This is a genomic window from Mesorhizobium sp. M0227 (genome assembly GCF_040321855.1).
Taxonomy (GTDB): domain Bacteria; phylum Pseudomonadota; class Alphaproteobacteria; order Rhizobiales; family Rhizobiaceae; genus Mesorhizobium.
In genome coordinates, this window is sequence record NZ_JAMYSJ010000013.1 from 46633 (window position 1) to 68300 (window position 21668).

Below are 21668 nucleotides of genomic sequence, written 5' to 3' on the forward strand. Positions count from 1 at the left end.
TGATGTGCCCGCGACACGAATCGTAGAAACTCTACCTGCACAAAATTCGTGCGATGCCCTGCTTGTAAAAAAGGGCGCAGATCGATGTAACTCTTGTTGGGGCCCGAAGACCATGGATATTGTCGAAACACCTTCCAGAAACAGCGATGCGCTGATCGAATTGACCGCCGATGTGGTGGCCGCCTATGTCAGCAACAATCCCGTGCCGGTCGGCGAATTGCCGAACCTGATATCCGATGTCCATGCTGCGCTCGGGCGTGTGGGCGGAACCGCCGAACAGCCGCCTGCCGACAAGCAGAAGCCGGCGGTCAACCCGAAGCGGTCGGTTCATGACGACTACATCGTCTGCCTTGAAGACGGCAAGAAGTTCAAGTCGCTGAAGCGTCATTTGATGACCCACTATGACCTGACACCGGATCAGTATCGCGAAAAGTGGAACCTTGACCCGACCTATCCGATGGTTGCACCCAACTATGCGGCTGCCCGGTCACAGCTTGCCAAGAAGATGGGCCTCGGCCGCAAGCGCAAAGCGCGGTAATCGCTGCCAGAGCAATTCCAGGAAAAATGTGAAACGGTTTTCCCGGGAAAGCGCATAGAGCTTTCCCTTGGGAATTGCGTTAAAATAAGCCAGATCGGATCGACATCAACGGCGCCTTCGGGCGCCGTTTGATTTTTGCGCGCCGCGACGCGCGGATCGGGTATGGAGGTGTCAGGCGGTCTGCTTGAGCGCTGCCTCGGCGTCGCGCTTGATGCGCTTGACCATCGAGCGAAGGCCGTTGGCGCGCTGCGGCGACAGATGTTCGTCGAGGCCGAGTTCTTTCAATGTCGCTTCCGCATCGGTCTGCTGGATTTCGCTGGCGGTCCTGCCGGAAAACAGCGCCAGCATGATCGCAACCAGTCCACGCACGATGTGAGCGTCCGAATCGCCGGTGAAGGTGACGATCGGGTCGGTCCCGGCTCCGCGTTCGGTGGTCAGCCAGACCTGGCTCACGCATCCCGGCACCTTGTTGGCGGCGCTGCGCTGCTCGTCGGGAAATGGCGGCAGCGCCTCGCCGAGTTCGATGACATAGCGATAGCGGTCTTCCCATTCCTCGAGGAACGAAAAATCGTCGCGGATCGTCTGGATCGTGGTGGTCATGGCCCGGATATAGTCACGCGGCGGCGCCGCGTCACGGAAAAAACAAGGACACCGCGGGCGTCGAGAGGGCAGACAGCCCGCGGTGCGCCGTCGAAACGGCTTAATTCTGAGGCGGCAGGTTGACGGTCTCGGGCAAGACGATTTCTTCGGGCAGGCTGCCGGTCATCGTGGATGTGTCGGGGCTGGCGGCGGACTTGTCGTCCATTATCGCTGCCGCGATCTTGGCGGTCTCCTTGGCGCGGGCGGTGATGGTGTGCATTGCCGACTTGCCGGTCTCGCAGACATCGGGCTTGCGTTCGCAAATGCCGGCGATATCGCCAACCGCTTCGCGTGCCGCAAACAAGGCCTGGATCGGCCCGACGCTTTCGCGGCCCGATTCATCGGGGCCGACAGTCAGCGGCAGCGCCAGCAGCACCAGCGAAAACCAGAAAGCCATTCTTATGAGGAAGACCATGCCCTTGCCCTCTCGTCGTGACCGGATCATGCATCCATATGGCATGACCTCTTTTGTAGGCAGGATCTTGGCACACAGGCGCAAAGGACGGCTTGCAGGCAAAGAGAGAATTTTCCTCAAATTTTAGGCAAATTCGAGACGAAGCGTTCTGCAATCGTTTTGTCTCAATTGCCAGTGATTTTCCTTAACAACAAATAACCATATATCCCCATGATTTTCCTGTATTTTTCTTGGAATGTGGAAGTCCGAGTGCCGTGTGCGTCTGTCAGATAGGTGCCGTCGCCGGATAACTCTCCGTTTACTATGGCTGCATTTGCCCGTGCTTTCGGCGGCCGGCATCCCGATATTTGCCGCAGGCCAGGGCCTTGGTCGGCCCTGCCTTATCCATTCCTTAAACGCTGGATGCGAGTTTCAAAGCCAACCAGAACCATCTGCAAAGCAGAGCTGTCCACGACAAGTGCGAGTGCGTTGAGTTGAGTTCAATCAAGGCCAGATACGTTGAATTGCCTGGCGCGATTTCTGCCGGTTGCGAACGTATGGTCCATCCGTCCATCCTTGGGCGGAGCGACCGCGAGCGCCAGCGCCGTTTCATCGGCGTCATGCTCGCCGCTCCTTTCTTTGCCGCCGGCGCCGCGGTCACGCTGGTCACTTCAGGCATGGGCGTTGCCGTCACCATGGCCGCCATCTTCGCCGCCTTTGGCCTGTGCTGGTTCGTCGCCTTGCTGGTGGCGGCGACCGGCAAGATGGCGATGGCGAGTCGGGTCGCCCTGGTGCTGGCCGGCATTTCGCTCGGCAGTCTCATTGCCGCCGCGGGCGGGTTGGGTTCGCCTGTCGCCATGCTTGTCTTGGCGCTGCCTTTCGAAGCCTGGTGGATCGGCGGCTCGCGACGTGCAGCACTGTGGGGAGCCGTGTCGGCCGCTGTCGCCATCCTGGCTCAGCCTTTGGCTGGAACCGTATTTCCTTTCGCAGGAGCGCAGATCGCGGCGTGGCACTGGCTGGTGCCGTTGGTGTGGGCGCTGACACTGATGCCGCGTGCATCGGCGTTTCAAAACACCGCCGACGCGGCTGTGGTCGACACTGCCGACCGGCTCGAAGACATCATCGATGCGGTGGTCTTGCGCGTTGCCCGTCATGGCGAGGTACTGGACGCGTCGCCAAAGGCCCGCACGCTTTTGAAACTGCCGCCCGAACTGCTGTCCGGAAACGGCCTCTTCGATCGCGTCCATCTGTCGGATCGCGTTTCCTATCTCAGCGCGATGGCCGACATGCGCGACGGTGCGCTGTCGCGCCGGCTCGAATTGCGCATCCGGCTGCCTCAGAACGGCAATAGCCTGACGGCCGACAATTACCGGCCGTTCTCGCTTGATCTGGTGCGTGGTGAGGAACAGGGTGGCGTCTTTACGCTCGTCCTGCGCGAGAATGACGAGATCAGCCGGTTGCGCGAGGATCTCGCGGCGGCCAATGAGGCGGCCGCATCCGCCGAGGTGGCGAAGGGGCGCTTCCTGGCGGTGGTCAGCCACGAACTGCGCACGCCGTTGAATGCCATCATCGGCTTCTCGGATATGCTGCTGCACGAGATGTTCGGCGCCTTCAAGGATCCGCGCCAGAAGGAATATGTCGGCTTGGTACGGGATTCGGGCCAGCATCTGCTCGCCGTCGTAACCTCGATACTCGACGTGTCCAGGATTGAATCGGGCGTTTACGCGACCGAACCCGAGCCGTTCCGGTTCGCGGAAGCGGTCGACATGTGCCAGTCGATGATGCAACTGCAGGCGCAGGCCAAGAACATCGATCTGCGGGCGCAGATCGCGCCGGACGCCGGCGACATCAATGCCGATCAGCGCGCCGTGCAGCAGATGCTCATCAACCTGGTCTCCAACGCGATCAAGTTCACCCCCGACGGCGGCGACGTCGTCGTCGGTGCCAAGCGGATCGGTTCGCGCCTGCATTTCTGGGTCAGGGACACCGGCATCGGCATCGCCGAGGAGGATTTCGCCAATCTCGGCAAGCCCTTCATGCAGATCCAGAACGACTATACCCGCCGTTTCGAGGGGACTGGTCTTGGCCTTTCACTTGTCAAGGGTCTGGTGGCGCTCCACGAAGGCACGATGTCCATCGAAAGCATGCCGGGCGAGGGCACCACGGTGACCATCAGCCTGCCGGTGAACGGACCGAAGGGACATCAGGCGGAGAAGGCCGGCGTGCTGACCATGCCTGTAGCGATGGCGAAAGGGGACAGAGATGGCTCGCTCCGCAAAACCGGCTAAGGCGGTCAAGCGCCGCAGCAATGCCTTTCAGGACGGCGCTGTTGCCGTCGGCGGCATGATCTCGCGCAATCCTGTCCTGGTGGGCGGCTCGACGGCATTCCTGGTGACGCTGTTCTACGTCTCCGCAAATGCCTTGTGGTACCAGCCTTTCCCGCATGCCGGCGCATTCTTCGCGACCCGCAGCATTGCGGGCTTTCCGCACGCGGCGCCCGACGAGCCGGAAACGACGTTCAACATCGTGCGGCCATCCGGCGCGCCGGCACCGATCAAGGGCGATCCGGTTGTCGAGCAGGTGCAAGGCATATTGAAGGATCTTGATTTCTATTCGGGAACGGTCGACGGCATTTCCGGACCCAACACCCGCAAGGCCATCCAGGACTATCAGCAGAAGGTCGGGCTCAACGCGTCCGGCGAGATCGACGCGCTTCTGCTCGATCAACTGGGCGCGACGCCGAAAACCGCTTCCGTCGTACCCAGGCCGCAGCCGCGCCCGGATATGCCGGCCGCCGTTCCGGTGTCTTTGCAGACAGGTTCAGGACAGACAAATTCCGGGCAGGCGGATGCCGAGACGCAAGCGCCCGATGCCCGCATCGTCAAGATCCAGGCCGGGCTCAAGGCGTTCGGCAATGACGACATGCAGCTGGATGGTGTCGTCGGCGCGCGCACCAAGGCGGCGATCAAGGAATTCCAGTCGCTGTTCGGGCTGCCGCAGACCGGCGAGCCCGATGAGATCGTCTACGTCAAGATGCGCGAGATCGGCCTGACCAACTGACGGCTGAAACGACGGCTCGCCCAGCGGCGGAAATATCGATAGAGAACCGGCAGTTTCGGGAGCTCTCTCATGCGCGTCACATCGGATCTGTGGGTCTCGGCCCTGTTGCGCCGGGTTTTCGGCGCCGGGGGATTTGCCGCCGTGGTCAAGCGCGGCGCGACCGAGGCCGGCGCTGTGTTCGTCCTGGCGCGGGGCAGGCTGGGCGAGGTTGCCCTGTTCGGGCCGGCGCCGCAGACAAGCTATGATTCGGCCAAGCCCGACGACCGGTTTTTCACTCAGCTCGGAACCGGCGAGGATGCCACAGTGCTCGACGCCAGGCTGGAAAGGGAGAAAAAATTCGATCCCGATATCTGGGTGGTCGAGATCGAGGCCGGCACCGTGCCCGTCGAGGAGCTTATTTCCGTGAAGACGCCCTGAGGCCGGACGAAGCCGCCGCATCGTCGCTGTTCGAGGCGGTGCGTGTATCGCCGTTGGCAGGTGCTGCGCCGCGAACCACCCTTGAAAGGGCTTCCGCCCGCCACGACCGCATCTTGTCCTGGGCCGCTTCACGATGCAGCAGCCGGTAACGGTCGAGGAAGGTGCGGATAGCCTGCGGATGCGGGAACTGGTTGGGATAGACGGCAACCGTGATCAGGAAGGCCCTGTCTTCGCTGAGGTCGAGCGAGCGCAAGGCGGCAAGCAGCGAGGCATAATTCTGGTTGGCGGTGAGCGATCGCGCGATCTCGAAATCGATATCGAGTGCATCGGCGAGCGCGGTCTGGAAGAACGCGGCGTTTCCCGTCAGCGCTGTCTCGCGCAATTTCACATAGATGTCGGCGCCCTTGAAAGGATCGGCGTTCGTCGCTGCCGCCTCGTCGCCCGTGCGCATCATCGAGCGCAGCCTGCGCCGTGCATTCTCAGCCGCGATGCCGAGTGCCTGTTCCCGGGCGGGCTCGTCAGAGGCGGTTTCCGTGCTCGCTGGCGCGATCTTGTCTGCCGCGGCGGCATTCGGATCCGGTTGCGGCGCGCGCACCAGGGTTGGCCTCTCGAGGGCCCTGATCAGATCAGCGATGGTCGGGTTCAAGCCCTTGCGGCGCGCGATGGCACGCGCATGCGGCAGGCCATGTCGCCCGATCAGCGCGATGAGATCGATGTCGCTGACGGCGCGTGAGCGGATGAGCAGCGGCGCGGCAATGTCGACCGGTTCCTCGCAAAGACGGCGCACCAGGGCGGCGGGGGCGTATTCGCATTCGGAAAGGGCGGCTGCCACGTAACGGCGAGATTCGACGGACACGTCATTGAACAGCGGCAGCGTCAGGTCTTCGAGTTGACCGATCTCGCGGCGTGAAGGGCGGGTGAGCGAGCAGAACGCCGACACCGCGGCGCGGAACAGCCTTTCGGCCTTTCCCGAGTCTTTTCGCACCGCGATTTGCCTGAAGTCCGAAGATGACACGAAGGATACGCCCGTACTCGACACAACCTTGACGACGCTCGACCGGGACCGTGCCGGTTCCGAGAGTGCCAAGAACAAAGTTCAAGTTAGCGACGATCCGTTAGCGTTCCGTTAACCCTCTGCCGGCCTTAATGACATTTGGAGGCGTTGCGTTGTGCTCCGGGGAAACCGAGAGGAATGCGCGAACCATGGGCATGGTACTGTCTTTCGTGCCGCGTACGGCACCAAACACCAGAGTAAAGCAAACCGCCGAAATGCCGGCGGCGGTGATCATCTTTCCCGGCATCCGCTACGAGCGGCCGCATGCCGGCGAAGTGCGGCCGGTCGATCCCGACAAGCCGGGTTCGCCAGGACCAAAACCGGCCCCGCACCACTGAGTTTCGGCGGCCACGGACCTTTGGTCCGGGGTCATGTCTAGTGCATGTCGCCCAAAAGTGACCTCGGTTTTGGGAGAACGACATGCATAAAAACAAAGATCCAAAGCGGGTCGTCTGAATCCGTTCAGACGCGACACGCTTTAGAAGTCCTGCAACTCGCAGGAACTCTGTTCGAAGAAGCGCGACACGATCGGCTTCCAGCTGCTGTCGGGCACGAAGGCGCGGATGACGAAGATGCCTTCCTCGATCGGCGCTTCGACGAAGATCGCTCCTTGAAGATCCTCGGGAAGATCCTTGCGCACGTCGATCATCTGCGCCGGCGTCAGCACGACGGCATCCAGAACGCCGCCGGTCGCTGTGTGGTCGTTGAAGGAATAGATGTTGTGGCCGCTGCGGTCATAGACCGACACCGACCAGAACGGGACATGCCCAGGTGCCTTGACGCGGACCATGCCTTCGCCCAGATCGAACCGGCAGGCCGTCGCGTAAAACAGCGGGTCGACGGATTTCACCACGGGCGCGCCACCGGCCTCGGCATCGAGCCGCGTCATCTTGTAGAGATCCGACGCCATGGACAGCCGCGACCAGGCATCGCGTTCGGAAAACTCGGGCACCAGCAGCAGCACGGCGATGTGCACGATGCCGGCGCCGAGCAGACCGAGCAGGACGGCATGCAGAAGTCCGCGCATCGCAGCGTAAAAACTACGCATTGCAGCCGACCTTGACGATATGCGGCAGCGAGACGTCCGACAGGCCGGTGCTGCTGGCGATTGGCGTGTCGTAGAAGGTCAGCACGAAATACATCCTGCCGAAGCCGTCTGTCAGCAGCCAATTGCCCGGCATCGGGTGATGGCCGGCTGAAATGATCACCGAATTGTCGGGCTGGCGCACCACCCCGTAGGATTGCAGCGCCGCCAGCCGGGGTTTGCCGGTTTCGACCACGCCGAGCGACTGGTCGGCGGCATAAAGCGTCCAGAACCGTGCCGTCGGAAAATCACCCTCGATTGTGTAGGTGCATTCGCGCTTGAGCTCGGCGCCGGCCGCGTCTCGCTCGGCGACGAAGGACAGCCCCTCGGCGCGGCCGAGCGCAAGCACACCCTCGCGCGCCACGCGGGCCTTGGAATAGGGATCGGCGGCCGGTGTGCCGATATCGGGAAAGGCCGTCCATTGGCCGATCCTGATGGCGCCGACCCCATCCTGGATTTTCAGCGCATACCAGACGCTGCCGCCACCGCCGACGATGGCTATGGCAAGCGAAAGCAGCGTCAGGAAGGCAGTTTTGAGCATGAGGGGCCGGGAACACGAAGAGTTGCCGCTCGGGGATATCGCGGCGTGGGGCCTTGTGGCAAGCGGGCCGACGTAGAATTGCAGACGGCTCTCCCTTCTCCCCTTGCGGGAGAAGGTGGCCGAGCGAAGCTCGGTCGGATGAGGGGTGTTCCAGCTTGGCAATGGCGGTGATCCGGCCATCACCCCTCAACTGTCTCGGCGCCAATCACAGCGCCGACAGCGTCTCCGGCAGTTGCGGCGTACTGAGGACGGGCGCCGACTGGAACAGCGTGGTCATGTCCCGCAGCGTCTGGGTCGTGCGGCTGGACAGCACCGGCGGCCGTTCGGCGGCTGCATCGGCCGCCGCCTGATCGTCGCTCTTCTTCTGTGCTTCCTCGGCCTTGGCAGCGATCTCCTCATCGACGAAGGGCTTGTCGATGCCAGGGATCGGCTTGAGGTCGATGTTCTGGTGCGCGTAGACCATCAGTCGCTGCCACACCATCGCCGGCAGTGAGCCACCGGTCATGTTCTTGGTCGGCGTGAAGTCGTCATTGCCCATCCATACCGCCGCCGTGTAGTTGCCGGTGAAGCCGACAAACCAGGCGTCGCGGTAGGACTGCGTGGTGCCTGTCTTGCCGGCGACGACGATGTTGGGAAGTTGGGCTCGCCGCGCCGTACCCATCACCGGCACTGCGGCCAGCATGGTGTTCATCGATTTGAGCGCCTGCTCGGACAGCACCCGGTGTGGCGGCGGCGCGTCCTTGGCGAAATCATAGACCACCTCGCCGGTGCGGGTGACGAGTTGGCTGATGCCGTGCCGGGATCCGACGAAGCCGTTGTCGGCGAACACGCTGTAGCCCGTCGCCTGGTCCATCACCGTCATGCTCGAGGTGCCGAGCACCATCGTCTTATGTGCTTCGATCGGCGATTCCACGCCCATCGCCTCGGCCATGGCCTTGATCGGGCCGATGCCGAGATGATCCTTGGCCAGCCGCACCGGCACGGTGTTGATCGACTTGGCCATTGCCATGATCAACGTGACGTTGCCGGCCGATCCGCCGTTGTAATTGTGCGGCGACCAGCTGCCCCAGCTGATCGGGCCGCCGGAAATGATGGAGTTGGGGGTGAAGCCGTGTTCCATCGCGGTTGCGTAGACATAGGGCTTGAATGACGAGCCGGTCTGGCGCAGCGCCTTGGTGGCGCGGTTGAACTGGCTGGCACCATAGTCGCGGCCGCCGACGATGGCGCGCACGGCGCCGTTGGTCTCGATGACGACGACGGCACCTTCGGTGACGTTGTACTCCTTGCCGAACTGGCGCAGGTGGAACTCCACCGATTCTTCCGCCGCCTTCTGGATGTTGGCGTCAAAGGTGGTGTGGGCGAGAAGCGAGTGCTGGCCAGGTTTGGCGATCTTCTTGACCTCGTCGAACGCCCAGTCGAGATAATAGTCAGGGCTTTTCTGTTCGCCGCGGTCGACGACATCGGCCGGATGCAGCCTGGCCTGCAGAACCTGGCCTTCGGTCATGAAACCGGCATCCACAAGGTTGGACAGCACCACATTGGCGCGCGCGCGCGCCGCCGGCAGGTTGATGTGCGGCGCATATTTGGTCGGCGCCTTGAACAGGCCGGCCAGCATCGCCGCCTCGGCCAGGTTCAGGTCCTTGACGCTCTTGCCGAAATAGAAGTCGGCGGCAGCCTCGATGCCGAACGTGCCGCCGCCCATATAGGCGCGGTCGAGATAGAGCTGCAGGATCTCCTTCTTCGACAGATTGGCCTCGAGCCACAGCGACAGGAAGGCTTCCTTGATCTTGCGCTCCAGCGTGCGCTCATTGGTGAGGAACAGGTTCTTGGCCAACTGCTGGGTGATGCTCGATCCGCCCTGGACGACGGAGTTCGCCCGCACATTCTCGAAGATCGCGCGCGACAGGCCGAGCACATCGATGCCGTAGTGATCGAAGAAGCGACGGTCCTCGGTGGCAAGCACCGCCTTGATGACGTGATCGGGCATCTCGTCGACCGGCACGGAATCGCGCTGGATGATGCCGCGCTGGCCGATCTCGTTGCCATAGCGGTCAAGGAAGGTGACGGCGAAGTCGCCCTGGGCGCGCCAGTCGCCAGCCGTGTCCTGGAAAGCCGGAATGGCCAGCGCCAGCATCACCACGATGCCGACGGCGCCGAGCGTGAAACCTTCGCTCAACAGTTCGATGATGCCACGGCGCCAGCCGTTGACGCGGAAGCGCCGCGAGAAGATCGTCGCTGATTCCCAGAACTGGCGCGCCTTGAAGCCGATCTCATAGAGCGAGGAATCGATCCACGCATCGAGCGCCAGCAGCCGGGCGGCGATCGGACCTCTTCTCTTGCGCGGTTCGGGACTGGCCATTCGGAATCCGGCTAGCAATTGCACGACCTGAGAACCGCAAACCGGCAATTTCAGGGCGATGCATTCCGGGAGACTATTCCTCCATTTTTCCAGCACTCACAAGGGCGGCGAAGACACAGTATTGGGTTTGTTGCTGATGGGCCGGCCCAAGAATACAGCCCGGCGCCAACAGCATGTGCCCGCGCCTCCAGCGGAGGCGTGAGCTTTTTCACTGCAGCACGGCGCGCCTCATGCGGCTCGCAAGCTTTCTTTCGGACGCAAATTCTGGTTCATGCGGAACAGGTTCAGCGGGTCGTAGCGCTGCTTGATTTCCAGAAGCCGTCGATGATTGCCACCATAGGCCGCTTCGACCCGGTCGACCTCGTCCTCCGGCATGAAGTTCACGTAGGCGGTGCCGGCGGCATAAGGTTTGGCCGCCTCGTAGATTGAACGAGCCCAGTCGGTGCAAGCCTTGTCCATCGTGGGTTCGCGCCAGCGGGCGTGAACGTTCATGACGAAATGCGAACTGCGCTGTGGGAACGCCGTTGCGTCCGCCTTGACGCGACCTGCCGCGCCGCCGACATGGCCGATAAATATCTCGCATTCGGGTCCCGGCAGCTTGGCTATTGCCCCCCTGACGACCGCAGCCGCCTCCTCGGAAAACTCGGTGAAGTCATGGCTCTTCCAGTAGTTGCGGGCGCCGGGCGTGAGCAGTGGGTCGAATGCCTGCTGCCAGCCGGTGAACGGGCTGGGGCCCACGACATCGGCAATCGGCGTGCCGATGGCTCGAAGCTTTTGCGTCGCCTTTTCACCTGCCTCGATGTCGCCGCAATAGCACATGGCCAGAACCAGAACCTCCTTGCCATGCCATTCCGCGGGCAGGAAGGGCAGCGGCGGCGCCTGCCGCATGACTACCCAGCAGGTCAACTCGTCAGGAGCGGTTTCGAGCGCCTTGCGATACTCCCGCAGCACCTTTTCGGCATCGGCGAAGGGATGGACGACAAGCCCTGCCAGCACTTGCGGTCCAAACTCATGGAGATGGAACTCGAATGCCGTGACGACGCCGAAATTGCCGCCGCCGCCGCGCAGCGCCCAGAACAAATCGGGATTTTCAGTCTGGCTGGCCCGGAGCAGTTTGCCATCGGCGGTGACCACATCGGCCGAGGCAAGATTGTCGATGGTCAGCCCGAATTTGCGGGTGATCCAGCCGAAGCCGCCACCCAGCGTCAGGCCGGATATGCCGGTGGTCGAGTTGATGCCGGTCGGTACCACCAGCCCGAAGGCCTGCGTTTCCTTGTCGACATCGGCAAGCGTCGCGCCAGGCCCGACCCATGCCCGCCGCGCAGCGACATCGACCCGCACCGATTTCATCAATGACAGATCAATCATCAGGCCACCATCGCAGACCGCACTTCCGGCAATGTTGTGGCCGCCGCCGCGCACCGAGACGAGAAGCCTGTTCTCCCTGGCGAAATTCACGGCACTGATGACATCGGAAGCTCCGACGCAGCACACGATCAGCCCGGGCAGCCGGTCGACCGTGGCATTCCAGACGGTCCGTGCTTCGTCATACGCGGCATCGCCTTCGCTCAGCATTTTGCCGCGCAATTGTGCCGAAAACGCTTCCAGGGCTGCGGCGTCGACTGTCGTTTTGCCGCGTTCAAGCGTGGTGAGGCTCATGGTGTTCATGCTTTCCTCCCGATTTGCAGATGAGCTGTCCTCTCCCAAAAGACGTTTTTACTGTGCGCTTATATTAGCTATCGCGCAAGTTTCGCATCGGGCAGCGTTGCGACTCGCAAGCGGGGCACACGGTGCCGCCAGCCGGCGATCTCAGCCGTTTTGCGCGCGCGACCTTGCACCCTCGGCCGCCAGGATGCCGATCATGCTGATGCGAATGTGAGCGAAGCAGCGTAGCGCTATCCCACTCCTCAGGCCGGTTCACGCTTCAGCGCCTGCGCCATGCAGTGGATGCCGCCGCCGGTCTTCGAGATCTCGCTCATGTCGACGGCCGCGACCTCGAAGCCGCGCGCCTTGAGCTGACCGATCAGCGCCTGGCTGGAGGTCGGCGCGATCACCCGGTCCCTGCCCAGCGACATGAAGTTGCAGCCGAGCGCCATCGTATCCTGGAACGGCACGTCGATGATCTCGTGGCCCTTGCCCTTCAACCAGTCGACAATGCCGGGTTCGGTGCAGGCGAGGCAGACAGCGGTCAGTTTCTCGGCGATAGGCACCACCATCAGGTCGATATGAACATAATACTCGTCGATGAAGGCGATGCGGGTTTCCCAACCTTCCTTGTCGAACCATGCCTGCACCTGGCGTGCGCCTTCTTCCTGCGTACGCGCGCCGCCGCAGCCGATCAGCACGACGCCGTCCTCGATGACGTTGAAGTCGCCGCCCTCGAACGTGCCCGCGGTGACCATGTCGTAGATCGGGATGCCGAGCTTTTCGTAGGTGCGGATCGCGGCATAGTTCTCGCCGCGCCGCCACCAGTTGGCCATGGCGGTGATGAAGGCGCCGTAAGGCGTCATGACGCTGGAATCGCGGGAATAGACCTGCATCGGCAGCTCAGGCGTCGGCTCGTGCCAGTGGATGTTGACGCCGAAATGCTCGTAGGCGGCAACCAGGTCCTTGTGCTGGGCCTGGGCGATCTGGACGTTGCAGGGCGCCTCGCGCAGATGCTTTCGCGACAGCGAGCTGGTTGACAGATGGCGCAGGAAATTGGGTGAGCCAAGCAGGACGTCGGTCAGCACGTCGGTCTCGTTGGCGAAGCCCCAGGCGGTCAGCGGCTTGGTGCCGCCGGCGGGGTTCCGGCGCTGCAGCGAAAACGGCTCGGCGACAATGCGGTCATGAACGGTCATGGGGTTCTCCTCGTGAGGCAGCTTGGGGTGTTTGGTTGCTCGGTATCCACCAGTCCCGTCCGCGCGGGGTGGTGACATATTCAGGCCAGCGAAATCCAATCGGCGGTTCGTAATCGCAGAGCGGCGCGATCCAGTTCGAGCCGCCGATTCCGCCGCCGGTGCGGGCGACGAATTCATTCATCGCCGCATCGCGGGCGGTCTGGTCTTCCAGCAGGCGGAGCGCCGCCAGCGCGACCGTCTTGGACGCGCAGATGACCATCGGGTCGATCGTCGCCGAAATGCCGCCCATCGCATTCATCACCCATGCCGGATAGGGGTAGCCGGTCTCCGAACGCAGCGCCGGGCGGGCGACATAGAACCGCGCCGTCGGCGTATGCCAGCTCATGTCGGTGTAATCGTCGGAGGTCGAATTGACTTGCGAGGGCGGCAGATCGCGGCGCAGGATCGCTTCCGCCGCCTGCGGCTCGATCAGGCGCTCGAGTTCTCCGATGAACGGTTCGTCGCTCGCCATGCGCCCGGCATTGACCTGTATTTCGCGTGCGATGGCTTTGGCGTCTTCGTCCCAGCGCGGCGGCCCAGCCGTCGACAGTGCTTCATAGGCGATCTCGGCCATGGCGTGGTTGGCAAGTCCCGGCCGTGACTTCGACACCCAATGCCGCTCATGGCGGCAGCCGCTCATGCTGGCAGCGGCCTCGGCATTGCGGTCGAGCACCGCGGTGACCTGCTCGGCCATGGCAAGCGTCGGCACGCGGATCATGTACTGGATCTCGGCCAGTCCCGCCGGCAAATTGTCGGCGGTCGCTTGCCCCGCCGTCAGGATCGCCTCGCTGATCGACCAGCCGCCCTGGTGCGGCAGCATGGAATCGCGCAGAGCCTTGGAGGCCATGTACATCATCATCAATGCGTCGTTGGCGCCGGGGGCGCGCGCCGCCGAATGTGCTTGTGGAATGGGTGCAGCACCCGCAGCCAGCGCCCAGCGCTCCGGTTGGTCGCAGATGAAACGATAGATCATCGCGTAGGCCGCGCCGCAATGTGTGTCCCAGCGCGCCGTGTTACAGAGCGGCAGCATGTAGAACGGGTGAAAGGAGATCATGCCGGCAAGGCCGTCATAATAGCCCTTGGCGGCATGGATCGGCTTTGACCCGCGTACCTTTTCCGCCGGCTCGCCGGTGAAGCGCAGCGTGCCTGATATGCCATGGCGCTGCATCGCCGCCTTGGTCGCCAGCAGCCCGCCGAGGCTCGAAATCCCGAGGCCGGAATGCGGGTCGGTGTGGCCGCCGGCCTGGTTGCCAAGTCCCCGGCGCGGACGCTCGACCGTAGCGGCATCCTGGCAATTGCCCGGCACCGCGTCGTATTCGGCGTACATGCCGATGGTCGGGCCGGGGCCGTTGGTCCAATGCGCGCAGAAGGCGGTCGGCATGCCGGCGGAGCCTTCTTCGACGGAAAAGCCTTCGAGTTTCAGTCGCTCGACATACCAGGCGGCGGATTGATACTCCCGCCACGCGGTCTCGCCGTAATCGAAGATGGTGCGTGTCCACGCGGACAACAACGGCTGGATGCCGTCGAGACAGGCAAGGGCGGTTGCTTGCGCCGAGGTGGCCACCGGTTTCTCCATGGCATGAGAAGAAAGCAGTGAAGCGGGTCGCTAAAAAGTGATATGTTTTCCCGGTTCGTGCAAATTCGGTTCACCTGAGGTTCCTTGCGTATACCATCGACACAAGCGCTGCGCGCGCTCGACAGCTTCGCCCGGCACGGCAGCGTCTGGCGCGCCGCCGACGAGTTGCACCTGACCCGCAGCGCTGTCAGCCATCAGCTTCGCCTGCTGGAGCGCGACCTCGGCTTCGACCTGCTCGAACGTATCGGCAAGGGCGTGGCGCTGACGCCGCGCGGCCAGCGCTACGCCAGCGATGTGCGCAAGGCGCTCACCGTTCTGGGCGACGCGGTGACGCGCGATGCCGGCACCGGAGTCGGCGGCTCGTTCGCCGTCAGTTGCACGCCCGGCTTCGCCTCGCTGTTCTTGTGCACCCATATCGGCGAGTTCCGGCAGATGTATCCTGACGTGGCGCTGCGCATCCTGACGCCGCGCCGGCTCGACGATGTCAGCAATGCCGATGCCGATGCCTTCATTGCGTTTGGTGTCGGCAATTGGCCGAACCGGTCGGTCGAGCCGCTCTGCGAAATCTCGTTCACGCCGCTCTGCAGCCCGACGCTGCTCAACAAGGTCGGCGGTTTTTCCCGGCCGTCGGACGTGCTGCGCGCCAACCTGCTGCATCTCGATGACACCGAGGATTGGGCACGCTGGCTGGCGCTGTCCAAGGTGGAAAACCCCGACATTGAGGGCGGCATCTTCTTTTCGGACATGAACCTCGTCTTTTCGGCGGCGATTGCCGGCCAGGGCATCGCCATGGGCGACGAACTGACCAGCCGGCGGGCGCTGAGCGAGGGCCGGCTGGTCAGGCCGTTCGACATCGCGATCAAGTCGCCGCGCTCCTATTTCCTGGTCTCTGAACACGCCAAGGCTTCGCATCCGGTTCTGGAAGCGTTCGCAGGATGGCTGCGGTCGAAACTCCAGGAGAACCGCATTCTGCCGTATTGAGGGCAGGTGGCGACATCTCGCCATAGATGAATGAAATTTGCCGATCACGCGAAAACTATTCGGTTGCGGTGAGCCGGCACCCTGCCTACGATTTCGACAAGCGTTAGGGAAAGGGCAGTATGCAGCAACCCGGCCGTGCCGCAGAGATCAAGGCAATCGGGATCGGCAAGAGCTTCGGCTCGTTCCGTGCGCTGGACAATCTGTCGCTCGATATCGGCCGTGGCGAGTTCCTGACCCTGCTCGGGCCGTCCGGTTCGGGCAAGACCACCTTCCTGATGATCCTTGCCGGCTTCGTGCAGCCGACCGAAGGCAAGCTGTTCAGCGACGGCGTCGACATCACCGACCGGCCGGCCGAGCAACGTGCCGCCGGCATGGTGTTCCAGGGCTACGCGCTGTTCCCGCATATGAGCGTCGAAGCCAACATCGCCTTCCCACTCAAGGTGCGCAAGAAATCGGCCGCCGACATCAAGCGCCGTGTCGGCGAGATGATCGAGCGCGTCGGCCTCAAGGGCCACGAGAAAAAACTGCCGGCGCAACTGTCGGGCGGCCAGCAGCAGCGCGTGGCGCTGGCCCGCGCGCTGGTGTTCGAACCGGGCGTGCTGTTGCTCGACGAACCGTTTTCCGCGCTCGACAAGGGCCTGCGCGGCCAGATGCAGGCCGAGATGAAGCGGCTGCACCAGGAGACCGGCACCACCTTCGTCTTCGTCACCCACGACCAGAGCGAGGCACTGGCGCTGTCGTCGCGCGTCGCCATCTTCAATCACGGCAAATTGCTGCAGGTTGGAGCGCCCGACGAGGTCTACGACCGGCCGGACAACCGCTTCGTCGCCGAGTTCCTCGGCGAGATCAACATGCTGCCGCTGAAGGGGGTCAAGCCTGCCGGCAATGGCTCGACCGGCCTGTGCGAGGACCGCGCGGTCAGCATGGGCTGCAAGGCCGAACTCGTGCGCGGGGATGCCATCCTGGCGATCCGGCCCGAATACATGTCGATATCGGGCGAGGCGGCAGATGGTGAGAATGGGATCGCCGCTACCGCCACCAACTCCACCTATCTCGGCGCGGCAACGCGGCTCGACCTGACGACGCGGCAAGGCGCCAAGGTCACGGTCTCGGTGCCGAGCGAGGTGGCTGCCGCGGCGTTGAGCAAGGGCAACTCCGTCTGGCTCACCTGGCCGGCGGAAAAGGGTTTCCTCCTTCCGCATGGAGGGCAATGACGAACGGTGTGGCGAGATATCGCAGCACCGATTCCGGCACTATCAACAACAAAAAAGGGGAACTGACATGACACATGATACCAAGAAACAAGCCATCGAGAGCCTGTCCGCCAGGGCAGGCCGCGGTGAGATCTCGCGCCGGCAGTTCACACAGTTGGCGGCACTCGTGCTGGCCGGCACGCCGATGCTGCTGCGCTCGACAGGTGCCTTTGCGCAGGCCAAGGAGCTGGTGCTGGTCAACTGGGGTGGCGATGCCATCACCGCCTACGATGCCGCCTATGGCCAGGCCTTCACCAAGGACACCGGCATCACCGTCAAGATGGACGGTTCGGGTCCGACCGAAGGTGCCATCGCCGCGCAATTCAAGAGCGGCGCGCCGACCTGGGATCTCGTCGATGTCGATCCGTTCTCGGCCATCACGCTCGGCGCCCAGGGGGCTCTCGAGCCGATCGATTACAACATCGTCGACAAGAAGAAGATGCGGCCCGGCTTTGGTTGGGAATACGCCGCCTCGACCTATTTCTTCTCCTATGTCATCGCCTATGATTCCGAGAAGTACGGCAAGGACGCGCCGACCGGCATGGCCGATTTCTTCGACGTGAAGAAATTCCCCGGCAAGCGCTCGCTCTACAAATGGGGCGTGTCGAGCTGGGAAGCAGCCCTGCTGGCCGACGGCATCGCGCCTGCGTCGCTCTACCCGCTCGATCTCAAGCGCGCCCATGACAAGATCGCCGCCTTCAAGGAAAACGTCGTTGCCTATTGGGGTGGCGGCGCCGAAAGCCAGAGCGTGCTGCTCAATGGCGAGGCCTCGATGGCAATCGTCTGGTCGACCCGTGCATCACTGATCGAGCAGGATTCCGGCGGCAAGATCAAGTTCATCTGGGATCAGGGCCTGATCTCGCCTGGCGCGCTGGCCGTGCTCAAGAACAATCCCGGCGGCAAGGACGCTGCGATGAAGTTCATCGCCAGTGCCCAGGACCCTGAAAAGCAGCTGGTCATGTTCGACAAGCTCGGCCAAGGTCCTGCAAACCCGGCGGCAGACGCGCTGATCCCGGCCGACAAGAAGCGCATCAACCCGGTCGATCCCGAGAACATGAAGAAGCAGATCGCGCTCGACATGGACTGGTACGCCAAGAACTACGGGCCGGCGCTCGACGAATACACCAAGATCATCTCGGCCTGATCAGGGCAGGGGTAATCGGGTCGAAATGAGATCCTATCTCTCCGACAGGATGGGCGCGGCGCTGTTGATGGCGCCGCTGCTCCTGTTTCTTGTCCTGGCCTATGCCTGGCCGTTCCTCGGCGTCGTCAAATGGAGCTTTACACTGCCGACGCCCGGCCTCGGCCAGTATGAGGCGCTGCTCACCGACGATCTCGTGCAGTCGGTGTTCATCCGCACGCTGCGCATCGCGGCGGTCGTCACTGTCGTTTCGGTGGCAGCTGCCTACGCCATCACCGTCGTCTGGGTGCGTGGAACCCCGGCACAGCGCCTGATCGCCGAGTTCTGCATTCTCGTCCCCTTCTGGATTTCCGTGCTGACCCGTGCTTTCGGCTGGGTGGCGCTGCTCTCCAATCGCGGCCTGATCAACACCTGGTTGCAGGCGATCGGCTTCATTTCCGAACCGTTGGCGTTGGTGCGCAACGAATTCGGCGTCATCGTCGGCATGACGCACTTCCTCATTCCTTTCGCCGTTTTCCCGCTGGCATCTTCCATGCGCAGCCTCGACGACCGCGTGCTTTTAGCTGCGCGTGGCCTCGGTTCCAGCCGCATGCGCACCTTCTGGACGGTGTTCGTGCCGATGACGCGCTCCGGCATCATAGGCGCGGCAATGATCGTGTTCGTCTTCTCGCTCGGTTTCTTCGTCACGCCGGCGATCCTCGGCGGCGGCCGCAGCGTCATGATCGCCGAGCTGATCTATCTCAGGATCTTCCAGAGCCCGGACTGGGGCTTGGGCGCGGCCATCAGCGTCGTGCTGGTGCTGTTCGTCGGCGCGCTGATGGCGCTTTTGTTCCGCTATGTCAGACCGAAGCAGTTGATCTGATGCCGACCTACCGCCCCGGTCCCGTCTCGCTGATCATCGCCGCCTTCGTGGCGCTGTTCCTGCTGATGCCGCTGCTCGCCGTCATCCCTGTGTCGCTGACGCCGAGCCGCATGCTGGCCATGCCGTCGGGCGAACTGTCGCTGCGCCACTACCGGGCGCTGATCGAGGATCCACGCTGGCTCCAATCGATCCTGCTCTCGATCCGCATCGGCGTCGTCAGCAGCGCCTTTTCCACCGTGCTCGCGCTGTGCTTCAGTCTTGGCGTCTGGATGTTCCAGCCGCGCTTCACCGCGGCCCTGGTCGGCTTCGTGCTGCTGCCGATGGTGGTGCCGCCGGTGGTCTCGGCGATCACGCTCTACTTCCTGCTGACCTCGATCTCGGGTTTCAGCTCTTTCTTCGGCTATGACACCTGGCTGGGCGTCGCCATGGCCCATTCGGTGATGACCGTGCCCTTCGCCACCGTGCTGATGCTGGTCTCGCTCAGCCAGCTCGACCGCCGCATCGACCTTGCCGCCCGGGGCTTAGGCGCCACTTTGTGGGAGCGCGCCACCCGCATCATCATGCCCAACATCAAGTTCGGCATCATTACCGCGGCACTGCTCTCCTTCGTGCTGTCCTGGGAAGAAATCGGCGTCACCCTGTTCATCACCTCGGTCAACGCCATCACGCTGCCGAGGCTGATGTGGATGGGCCTGCGCGACAACATCGACCCGGCGATCGCCGCGCTCTCGGTGATCCTGATCATCATCACAGTGCTGGTGCTGGCGGTGCGCAGTTTCGTGGCCAGGCAGCGCGGAGCCTAAACAAATCGCACAGAGACACGGCCAAACCTGCCTAGATCGCCAGTGACTTCGTCACCTGCCTCGACGCCAATCGGCGTCACGCAGGTACCTGTAATCACCACCTGTCCCGGTTGGAGCGCTATGCCCAGGCCCGACAGCTCGTTGACGAGCCAGGTGAGCGCGATGCGAGGATCGCCCAACACGGCTGCTCCCGATCCGCTATGTTGCGACCTTCCGGAAACGGAGGCGACCACGGGGTGCTTTGCAAGGTCCGCGTCCCGCCAGTCGTCTTCCGCCGCCTCGCCGATGACAAACAGATTGGCGCAGGCATTGTCCGCAATGAGCTGCGGCGCCCCGACGGCGCAGAAATCGTCATACCGTGAGTCCGGGATTTCGATCGCCGGATGCAAGGTCGCCACGGCTTCCATCACCTCGGCGATTTCATAGGGTGCCAGACGAGGCGGCAGCTCGCGGCCGAAGCGGAAAGCGAATTCGATCTCGGCCACGCGCATCTTGCTCGTCGCCAGGGAAACGGTCCCGCCGACCTCCACCGCTTTCTCGGCCAGGAGACGTCCGGCCATCGGGCCGTCGACGTTGATGTGCCTTTGTCCGGCCAGACTGGTCGCGGCAATCTTCCAGCCGAAAAGTGGGGCCACCGAGCGATCCATGACATGCGACTGGATGGCGTAACCTTCGAGCCGTGTTTGTGGGCGCAACGCCTCAGGTATGGCGTCGAGACGGGTGCCCTTGTCCCGGTGGCCTACCAACAACCGCGACGCAGCCCTGGTCTTTTCTGCATCGAGCATCATCAGCTTTCGAAATGGCTTCGTGGATCAAAAACGGCAAGGAAACATTGCGTCATGCGACGCTGTATGGAGCGAGAATATGTGACCAGGAATCGAGAGTCCATGTTCACAGCTCGGTCCCCGCGGACGATGGTGTTGGCAAAGTCGCCCTTTCGAGATCATCGGCATCCATCATTGCGATGACGAATCGCCATCGCCTCCGCGCGTCGAATGGCTATATCTGTCAGAACACGCAGAACGCGGACAGGCTTCCGAAAAGCAATAGTCGGCAGCGCAGGAACCGGAGGAAAAGACGATGACCGCGCCAGGCGATTTACAGCAGGCACTGTTTCTCAGGCTGAAAAGCGATGCATCGCTGTCGGCCTTGCTGGGCGGCGCCGGACTGCTCGAACGGCCAGCCGACAATGCCGCTTTTCCGTACGTGACCTGGGGCCATACCTCCGCTTTCGACTGGGATACGAGCACCGAGAACACCGACGACCAGTTGATTACGCTGCATGTCTGGTCGAAAGCCCATGGCGACGCCGAAACGCTAGCCATCATGGCCGCCATCCAGGCGCGCCTTGCCGACGCAGCATTGGTGATTGGCCCTCGCGGCCAGACACGACTGTCGCTGGAATTTGCCGAAGCCCGCCATGACGAGGATCTGCTCGTGCATCACGGGCTGCTGCGTTTTCGCGCGATAACGCAGGAAAATGCCTGATGCGCTTTCAATATGGTCAAAACCGAGTCTAGACTGGACTTTCGCGGGATTTCACCTGTTCGAGGCGGTGAAATTCCAGGTTGATTGTCTCGCGTTGCAGGGGTGTGGCGAGCATGTTTTCAGCGGCGTTCACCGTTCATTTCACGTTCAGCACCGATGCGTTACAACGCCGGTCATGAAAACGCTTCGCTCCCACTTCCGAACCGCGACACTGGCGCTTTGTGCTGCCGGACTGTTCGCGTCGCAGGCGATAGCGATACCGGTCGTCGCGCCGCCCGACCTGGCCAGCCCGATCGTACTGGCGGCGTCCGATTGCTACGCCATCGGCCAGCAGGTGGCCGAGCAGAATGGCGGAACGCTGGCCAAGGCCTCGCAATCGACGCGCGGCGGTCAGCCTGTCTGTGTCATCGTCGTGCTCGTTCCAGGCAAGGACGGACAACGTCCGCGCCGTTCCGAGATCGTCGTTCCGCTGAACTGACCCATTTTTCCAACTTATAGACCCTCAGTTTCCCAGACCGCCGGAATCGGCCTATATCTGCCCCAGTCTTCAATCTGACAAAGCTCTTCAATCTGACAAAGCTCATCAACAGGTATCGAAC

22 protein-coding genes are annotated in these 21668 nt (G+C 62.8%); 12 read left to right on the forward strand and 10 right to left on the reverse strand.

Annotated elements, in window-relative coordinates; genetic code table 11:
• Positions 1 to 112: 112 nt before the first annotated feature.
• On the forward strand, positions 113 to 538 hold the full coding sequence (locus tag NKJ00_RS19005) for a Ros/MucR family transcriptional regulator (RefSeq protein WP_013532660.1): 426 nt from the start codon (positions 113 to 115) through the stop codon (positions 536 to 538).
• Positions 539 to 709: 171 nt separating this feature from the next.
• On the opposite strand, the gene NKJ00_RS19010 is transcribed toward NKJ00_RS19005, so the two are convergent.
• Positions 710 to 1138: a SufE family protein gene (locus NKJ00_RS19010; RefSeq protein WP_352550684.1), complete on the reverse strand. Its 429-nt coding sequence runs from the start codon at positions 1136 to 1138 to the stop codon at positions 710 to 712.
• A gap of 100 nt (positions 1139 to 1238) precedes the next feature.
• Positions 1239 to 1592 carry a DUF5330 domain-containing protein gene (locus tag NKJ00_RS19015; RefSeq protein WP_023812789.1) on the reverse strand — a complete coding sequence of 118 codons (354 nt, stop codon included), beginning with the start codon at positions 1590 to 1592 and terminating at the stop codon, positions 1239 to 1241.
• A gap of 536 nt (positions 1593 to 2128) precedes the next feature.
• Between NKJ00_RS19015 and NKJ00_RS19020 the strand changes: the two genes are divergently transcribed.
• The 3 genes from NKJ00_RS19020 to NKJ00_RS19030 all read left to right on the forward strand — a co-directional run bounded on the left by NKJ00_RS19020 (position 2129) and on the right by NKJ00_RS19030 (position 5048).
• Complete coding sequence (locus NKJ00_RS19020; protein ID WP_352630772.1) at positions 2129 to 3859, forward strand: ATP-binding protein; 1731 nt, start codon at positions 2129 to 2131, stop codon at positions 3857 to 3859.
• A complete protein-coding gene (locus NKJ00_RS19025) occupies positions 3834 to 4631 on the forward strand; it encodes a peptidoglycan-binding domain-containing protein (RefSeq protein ID WP_128309500.1) in 798 nt (265 codons plus the stop codon). Before NKJ00_RS19020 ends, NKJ00_RS19025 begins: the two co-directional genes overlap by 26 nt.
• A gap of 69 nt (positions 4632 to 4700) precedes the next feature.
• On the forward strand, positions 4701 to 5048 hold the full coding sequence (locus tag NKJ00_RS19030; RefSeq protein WP_127268163.1) for a DUF1491 family protein: 348 nt from the start codon (positions 4701 to 4703) through the stop codon (positions 5046 to 5048).
• On the opposite strand, the gene NKJ00_RS19035 is transcribed toward NKJ00_RS19030, so the two are convergent.
• Positions 5026 to 6063, reverse strand: coding sequence for a hypothetical protein (locus tag NKJ00_RS19035; protein WP_352630774.1), 1038 nt, complete (start codon positions 6061 to 6063; stop codon positions 5026 to 5028). The genes NKJ00_RS19030 and NKJ00_RS19035 overlap by 23 nt on opposite strands.
• A 188-nt stretch (positions 6064 to 6251) precedes the next feature.
• Between NKJ00_RS19035 and NKJ00_RS19040 the strand changes: the two genes are divergently transcribed.
• Entirely contained in the window at positions 6252 to 6440 is a 189-nt protein-coding gene (locus NKJ00_RS19040; protein WP_352630776.1) for a hypothetical protein, read from the forward strand.
• Between the two features lie 140 nt (positions 6441 to 6580).
• Here the strand turns inward: NKJ00_RS19040 and NKJ00_RS19045 are convergent, their stop codons facing one another.
• The 6 genes from NKJ00_RS19045 to NKJ00_RS19070 all read right to left on the reverse strand — a co-directional run bounded on the left by NKJ00_RS19045 (position 6581) and on the right by NKJ00_RS19070 (position 14541).
• On the reverse strand, positions 6581 to 7150 hold the full coding sequence (locus tag NKJ00_RS19045) for a DUF1254 domain-containing protein (protein WP_127271883.1): 570 nt from the start codon (positions 7148 to 7150) through the stop codon (positions 6581 to 6583).
• The gene (locus tag NKJ00_RS19050; RefSeq protein ID WP_127321659.1) at positions 7143 to 7727 is read right to left on the reverse strand and encodes a DUF1214 domain-containing protein; all 585 of its coding nucleotides are present in this window, start codon (positions 7725 to 7727) and stop codon (positions 7143 to 7145) included. The genes NKJ00_RS19045 and NKJ00_RS19050 overlap by 8 nt, the downstream gene beginning before the upstream one ends.
• A 205-nt stretch (positions 7728 to 7932) precedes the next feature.
• The gene (locus NKJ00_RS19055) at positions 7933 to 10086 is read right to left on the reverse strand and encodes a transglycosylase domain-containing protein (RefSeq protein ID WP_127272265.1); all 2154 of its coding nucleotides are present in this window, start codon (positions 10084 to 10086) and stop codon (positions 7933 to 7935) included.
• A 228-nt stretch (positions 10087 to 10314) separates the two neighbouring features.
• Positions 10315 to 11754 carry an FAD-binding oxidoreductase gene (locus NKJ00_RS19060; RefSeq protein WP_352630779.1) on the reverse strand — a complete coding sequence of 480 codons (1440 nt, stop codon included), beginning with the start codon at positions 11752 to 11754 and terminating at the stop codon, positions 10315 to 10317.
• A gap of 239 nt (positions 11755 to 11993) precedes the next feature.
• On the reverse strand, positions 11994 to 12926 hold the full coding sequence (locus tag NKJ00_RS19065; protein WP_127267591.1) for a dimethylarginine dimethylaminohydrolase family protein: 933 nt from the start codon (positions 12924 to 12926) through the stop codon (positions 11994 to 11996).
• On the reverse strand, positions 12913 to 14541 hold the full coding sequence (locus NKJ00_RS19070; RefSeq protein WP_352630782.1) for a zinc-binding metallopeptidase family protein: 1629 nt from the start codon (positions 14539 to 14541) through the stop codon (positions 12913 to 12915). The genes NKJ00_RS19065 and NKJ00_RS19070 overlap by 14 nt, the downstream gene beginning before the upstream one ends.
• 84 nt (positions 14542 to 14625) lie before the next feature.
• On the opposite strand from NKJ00_RS19070, the gene NKJ00_RS19075 reads away from it, so the two are divergent.
• The 5 genes from NKJ00_RS19075 (at position 14626) to NKJ00_RS19095 (ending at position 19581) form a co-directional block, all read left to right on the forward strand.
• Entirely contained in the window at positions 14626 to 15522 is an 897-nt protein-coding gene (locus tag NKJ00_RS19075) for a LysR substrate-binding domain-containing protein (protein WP_352630784.1), read from the forward strand.
• 119 nt (positions 15523 to 15641) lie between these two features.
• Positions 15642 to 16736, forward strand: coding sequence for an ABC transporter ATP-binding protein (locus NKJ00_RS19080; protein WP_352630786.1), 1095 nt, complete (start codon positions 15642 to 15644; stop codon positions 16734 to 16736).
• Between the two features lie 67 nt (positions 16737 to 16803).
• Positions 16804 to 17919, forward strand: coding sequence for an ABC transporter substrate-binding protein (locus NKJ00_RS19085; RefSeq protein ID WP_128363576.1), 1116 nt, complete (start codon positions 16804 to 16806; stop codon positions 17917 to 17919).
• A 25-nt stretch (positions 17920 to 17944) separates the two neighbouring features.
• Entirely contained in the window at positions 17945 to 18778 is an 834-nt protein-coding gene (locus NKJ00_RS19090; RefSeq protein WP_127292559.1) for an ABC transporter permease, read from the forward strand.
• Positions 18778 to 19581, forward strand: coding sequence for an ABC transporter permease (locus tag NKJ00_RS19095; protein WP_352630789.1), 804 nt, complete (start codon positions 18778 to 18780; stop codon positions 19579 to 19581). The genes NKJ00_RS19090 and NKJ00_RS19095 overlap by 1 nt, the downstream gene beginning before the upstream one ends.
• Here NKJ00_RS19095 and NKJ00_RS19100 read toward each other — a convergent pair.
• Positions 19578 to 20366, reverse strand: coding sequence for a 2-keto-4-pentenoate hydratase (locus NKJ00_RS19100; RefSeq protein ID WP_352630791.1), 789 nt, complete (start codon positions 20364 to 20366; stop codon positions 19578 to 19580). The genes NKJ00_RS19095 and NKJ00_RS19100 overlap by 4 nt on opposite strands.
• Positions 20367 to 20661: 295 nt before the next feature.
• Here NKJ00_RS19100 and NKJ00_RS19105 point away from each other — a divergent pair, with 295 nt between their 5' ends.
• Together NKJ00_RS19105 and NKJ00_RS19110 are read left to right on the forward strand one after the other, a co-directional pair.
• On the forward strand, positions 20662 to 21069 hold the full coding sequence (locus tag NKJ00_RS19105) for a DUF3168 domain-containing protein (RefSeq protein ID WP_352609856.1): 408 nt from the start codon (positions 20662 to 20664) through the stop codon (positions 21067 to 21069).
• 175 nt (positions 21070 to 21244) lie between these two features.
• Entirely contained in the window at positions 21245 to 21547 is a 303-nt protein-coding gene (locus tag NKJ00_RS19110) for a hypothetical protein (RefSeq protein WP_352609854.1), read from the forward strand.
• The last annotated feature ends 121 nt before the right edge of the window (positions 21548 to 21668 follow it).

What these genes read in the sequence shown, in the direction of transcription:
- NKJ00_RS19105 (WP_352609856.1), top strand. Translation starts at nt 20,662, where the DNA reads ATGACCGCGCCAGGCGATTTACAGCAGGCACTGTTTCTCAGGCTGAAA.
- NKJ00_RS19040 (WP_352630776.1), top strand. Translation starts at nt 6,252, where the DNA reads ATGGGCATGGTACTGTCTTTCGTGCCGCGTACGGCACCAAACACCAGA.
- NKJ00_RS19070 (WP_352630782.1), bottom strand. Translation starts at nt 14,541, where the DNA reads ATGGAGAAACCGGTGGCCACCTCGGCGCAAGCAACCGCCCTTGCCTGT.
- NKJ00_RS19080 (WP_352630786.1), top strand. Translation starts at nt 15,642, where the DNA reads ATGCAGCAACCCGGCCGTGCCGCAGAGATCAAGGCAATCGGGATCGGC.
- NKJ00_RS19045 (WP_127271883.1), bottom strand. Translation starts at nt 7,150, where the DNA reads ATGCGTAGTTTTTACGCTGCGATGCGCGGACTTCTGCATGCCGTCCTG.
- NKJ00_RS19015 (WP_023812789.1), bottom strand. Translation starts at nt 1,592, where the DNA reads ATGGTCTTCCTCATAAGAATGGCTTTCTGGTTTTCGCTGGTGCTGCTG.
- NKJ00_RS19110 (WP_352609854.1), top strand. Translation starts at nt 21,245, where the DNA reads ATGAAAACGCTTCGCTCCCACTTCCGAACCGCGACACTGGCGCTTTGT.
- NKJ00_RS19025 (WP_128309500.1), top strand. Translation starts at nt 3,834, where the DNA reads ATGGCTCGCTCCGCAAAACCGGCTAAGGCGGTCAAGCGCCGCAGCAAT.
- NKJ00_RS19060 (WP_352630779.1), bottom strand. Translation starts at nt 11,754, where the DNA reads ATGAACACCATGAGCCTCACCACGCTTGAACGCGGCAAAACGACAGTC.
- NKJ00_RS19010 (WP_352550684.1), bottom strand. Translation starts at nt 1,138, where the DNA reads ATGACCACCACGATCCAGACGATCCGCGACGATTTTTCGTTCCTCGAG.
- NKJ00_RS19095 (WP_352630789.1), top strand. Translation starts at nt 18,778, where the DNA reads ATGCCGACCTACCGCCCCGGTCCCGTCTCGCTGATCATCGCCGCCTTC.
- NKJ00_RS19085 (WP_128363576.1), top strand. Translation starts at nt 16,804, where the DNA reads ATGACACATGATACCAAGAAACAAGCCATCGAGAGCCTGTCCGCCAGG.
- NKJ00_RS19090 (WP_127292559.1), top strand. Translation starts at nt 17,945, where the DNA reads ATGAGATCCTATCTCTCCGACAGGATGGGCGCGGCGCTGTTGATGGCG.
- NKJ00_RS19050 (WP_127321659.1), bottom strand. Translation starts at nt 7,727, where the DNA reads ATGCTCAAAACTGCCTTCCTGACGCTGCTTTCGCTTGCCATAGCCATC.
- NKJ00_RS19020 (WP_352630772.1), top strand. Translation starts at nt 2,129, where the DNA reads ATGGTCCATCCGTCCATCCTTGGGCGGAGCGACCGCGAGCGCCAGCGC.
- NKJ00_RS19100 (WP_352630791.1), bottom strand. Translation starts at nt 20,366, where the DNA reads ATGCTCGATGCAGAAAAGACCAGGGCTGCGTCGCGGTTGTTGGTAGGC.
- NKJ00_RS19005 (WP_013532660.1), top strand. Translation starts at nt 113, where the DNA reads ATGGATATTGTCGAAACACCTTCCAGAAACAGCGATGCGCTGATCGAA.
- NKJ00_RS19065 (WP_127267591.1), bottom strand. Translation starts at nt 12,926, where the DNA reads ATGACCGTTCATGACCGCATTGTCGCCGAGCCGTTTTCGCTGCAGCGC.
- NKJ00_RS19030 (WP_127268163.1), top strand. Translation starts at nt 4,701, where the DNA reads ATGCGCGTCACATCGGATCTGTGGGTCTCGGCCCTGTTGCGCCGGGTT.
- NKJ00_RS19055 (WP_127272265.1), bottom strand. Translation starts at nt 10,086, where the DNA reads ATGGCCAGTCCCGAACCGCGCAAGAGAAGAGGTCCGATCGCCGCCCGG.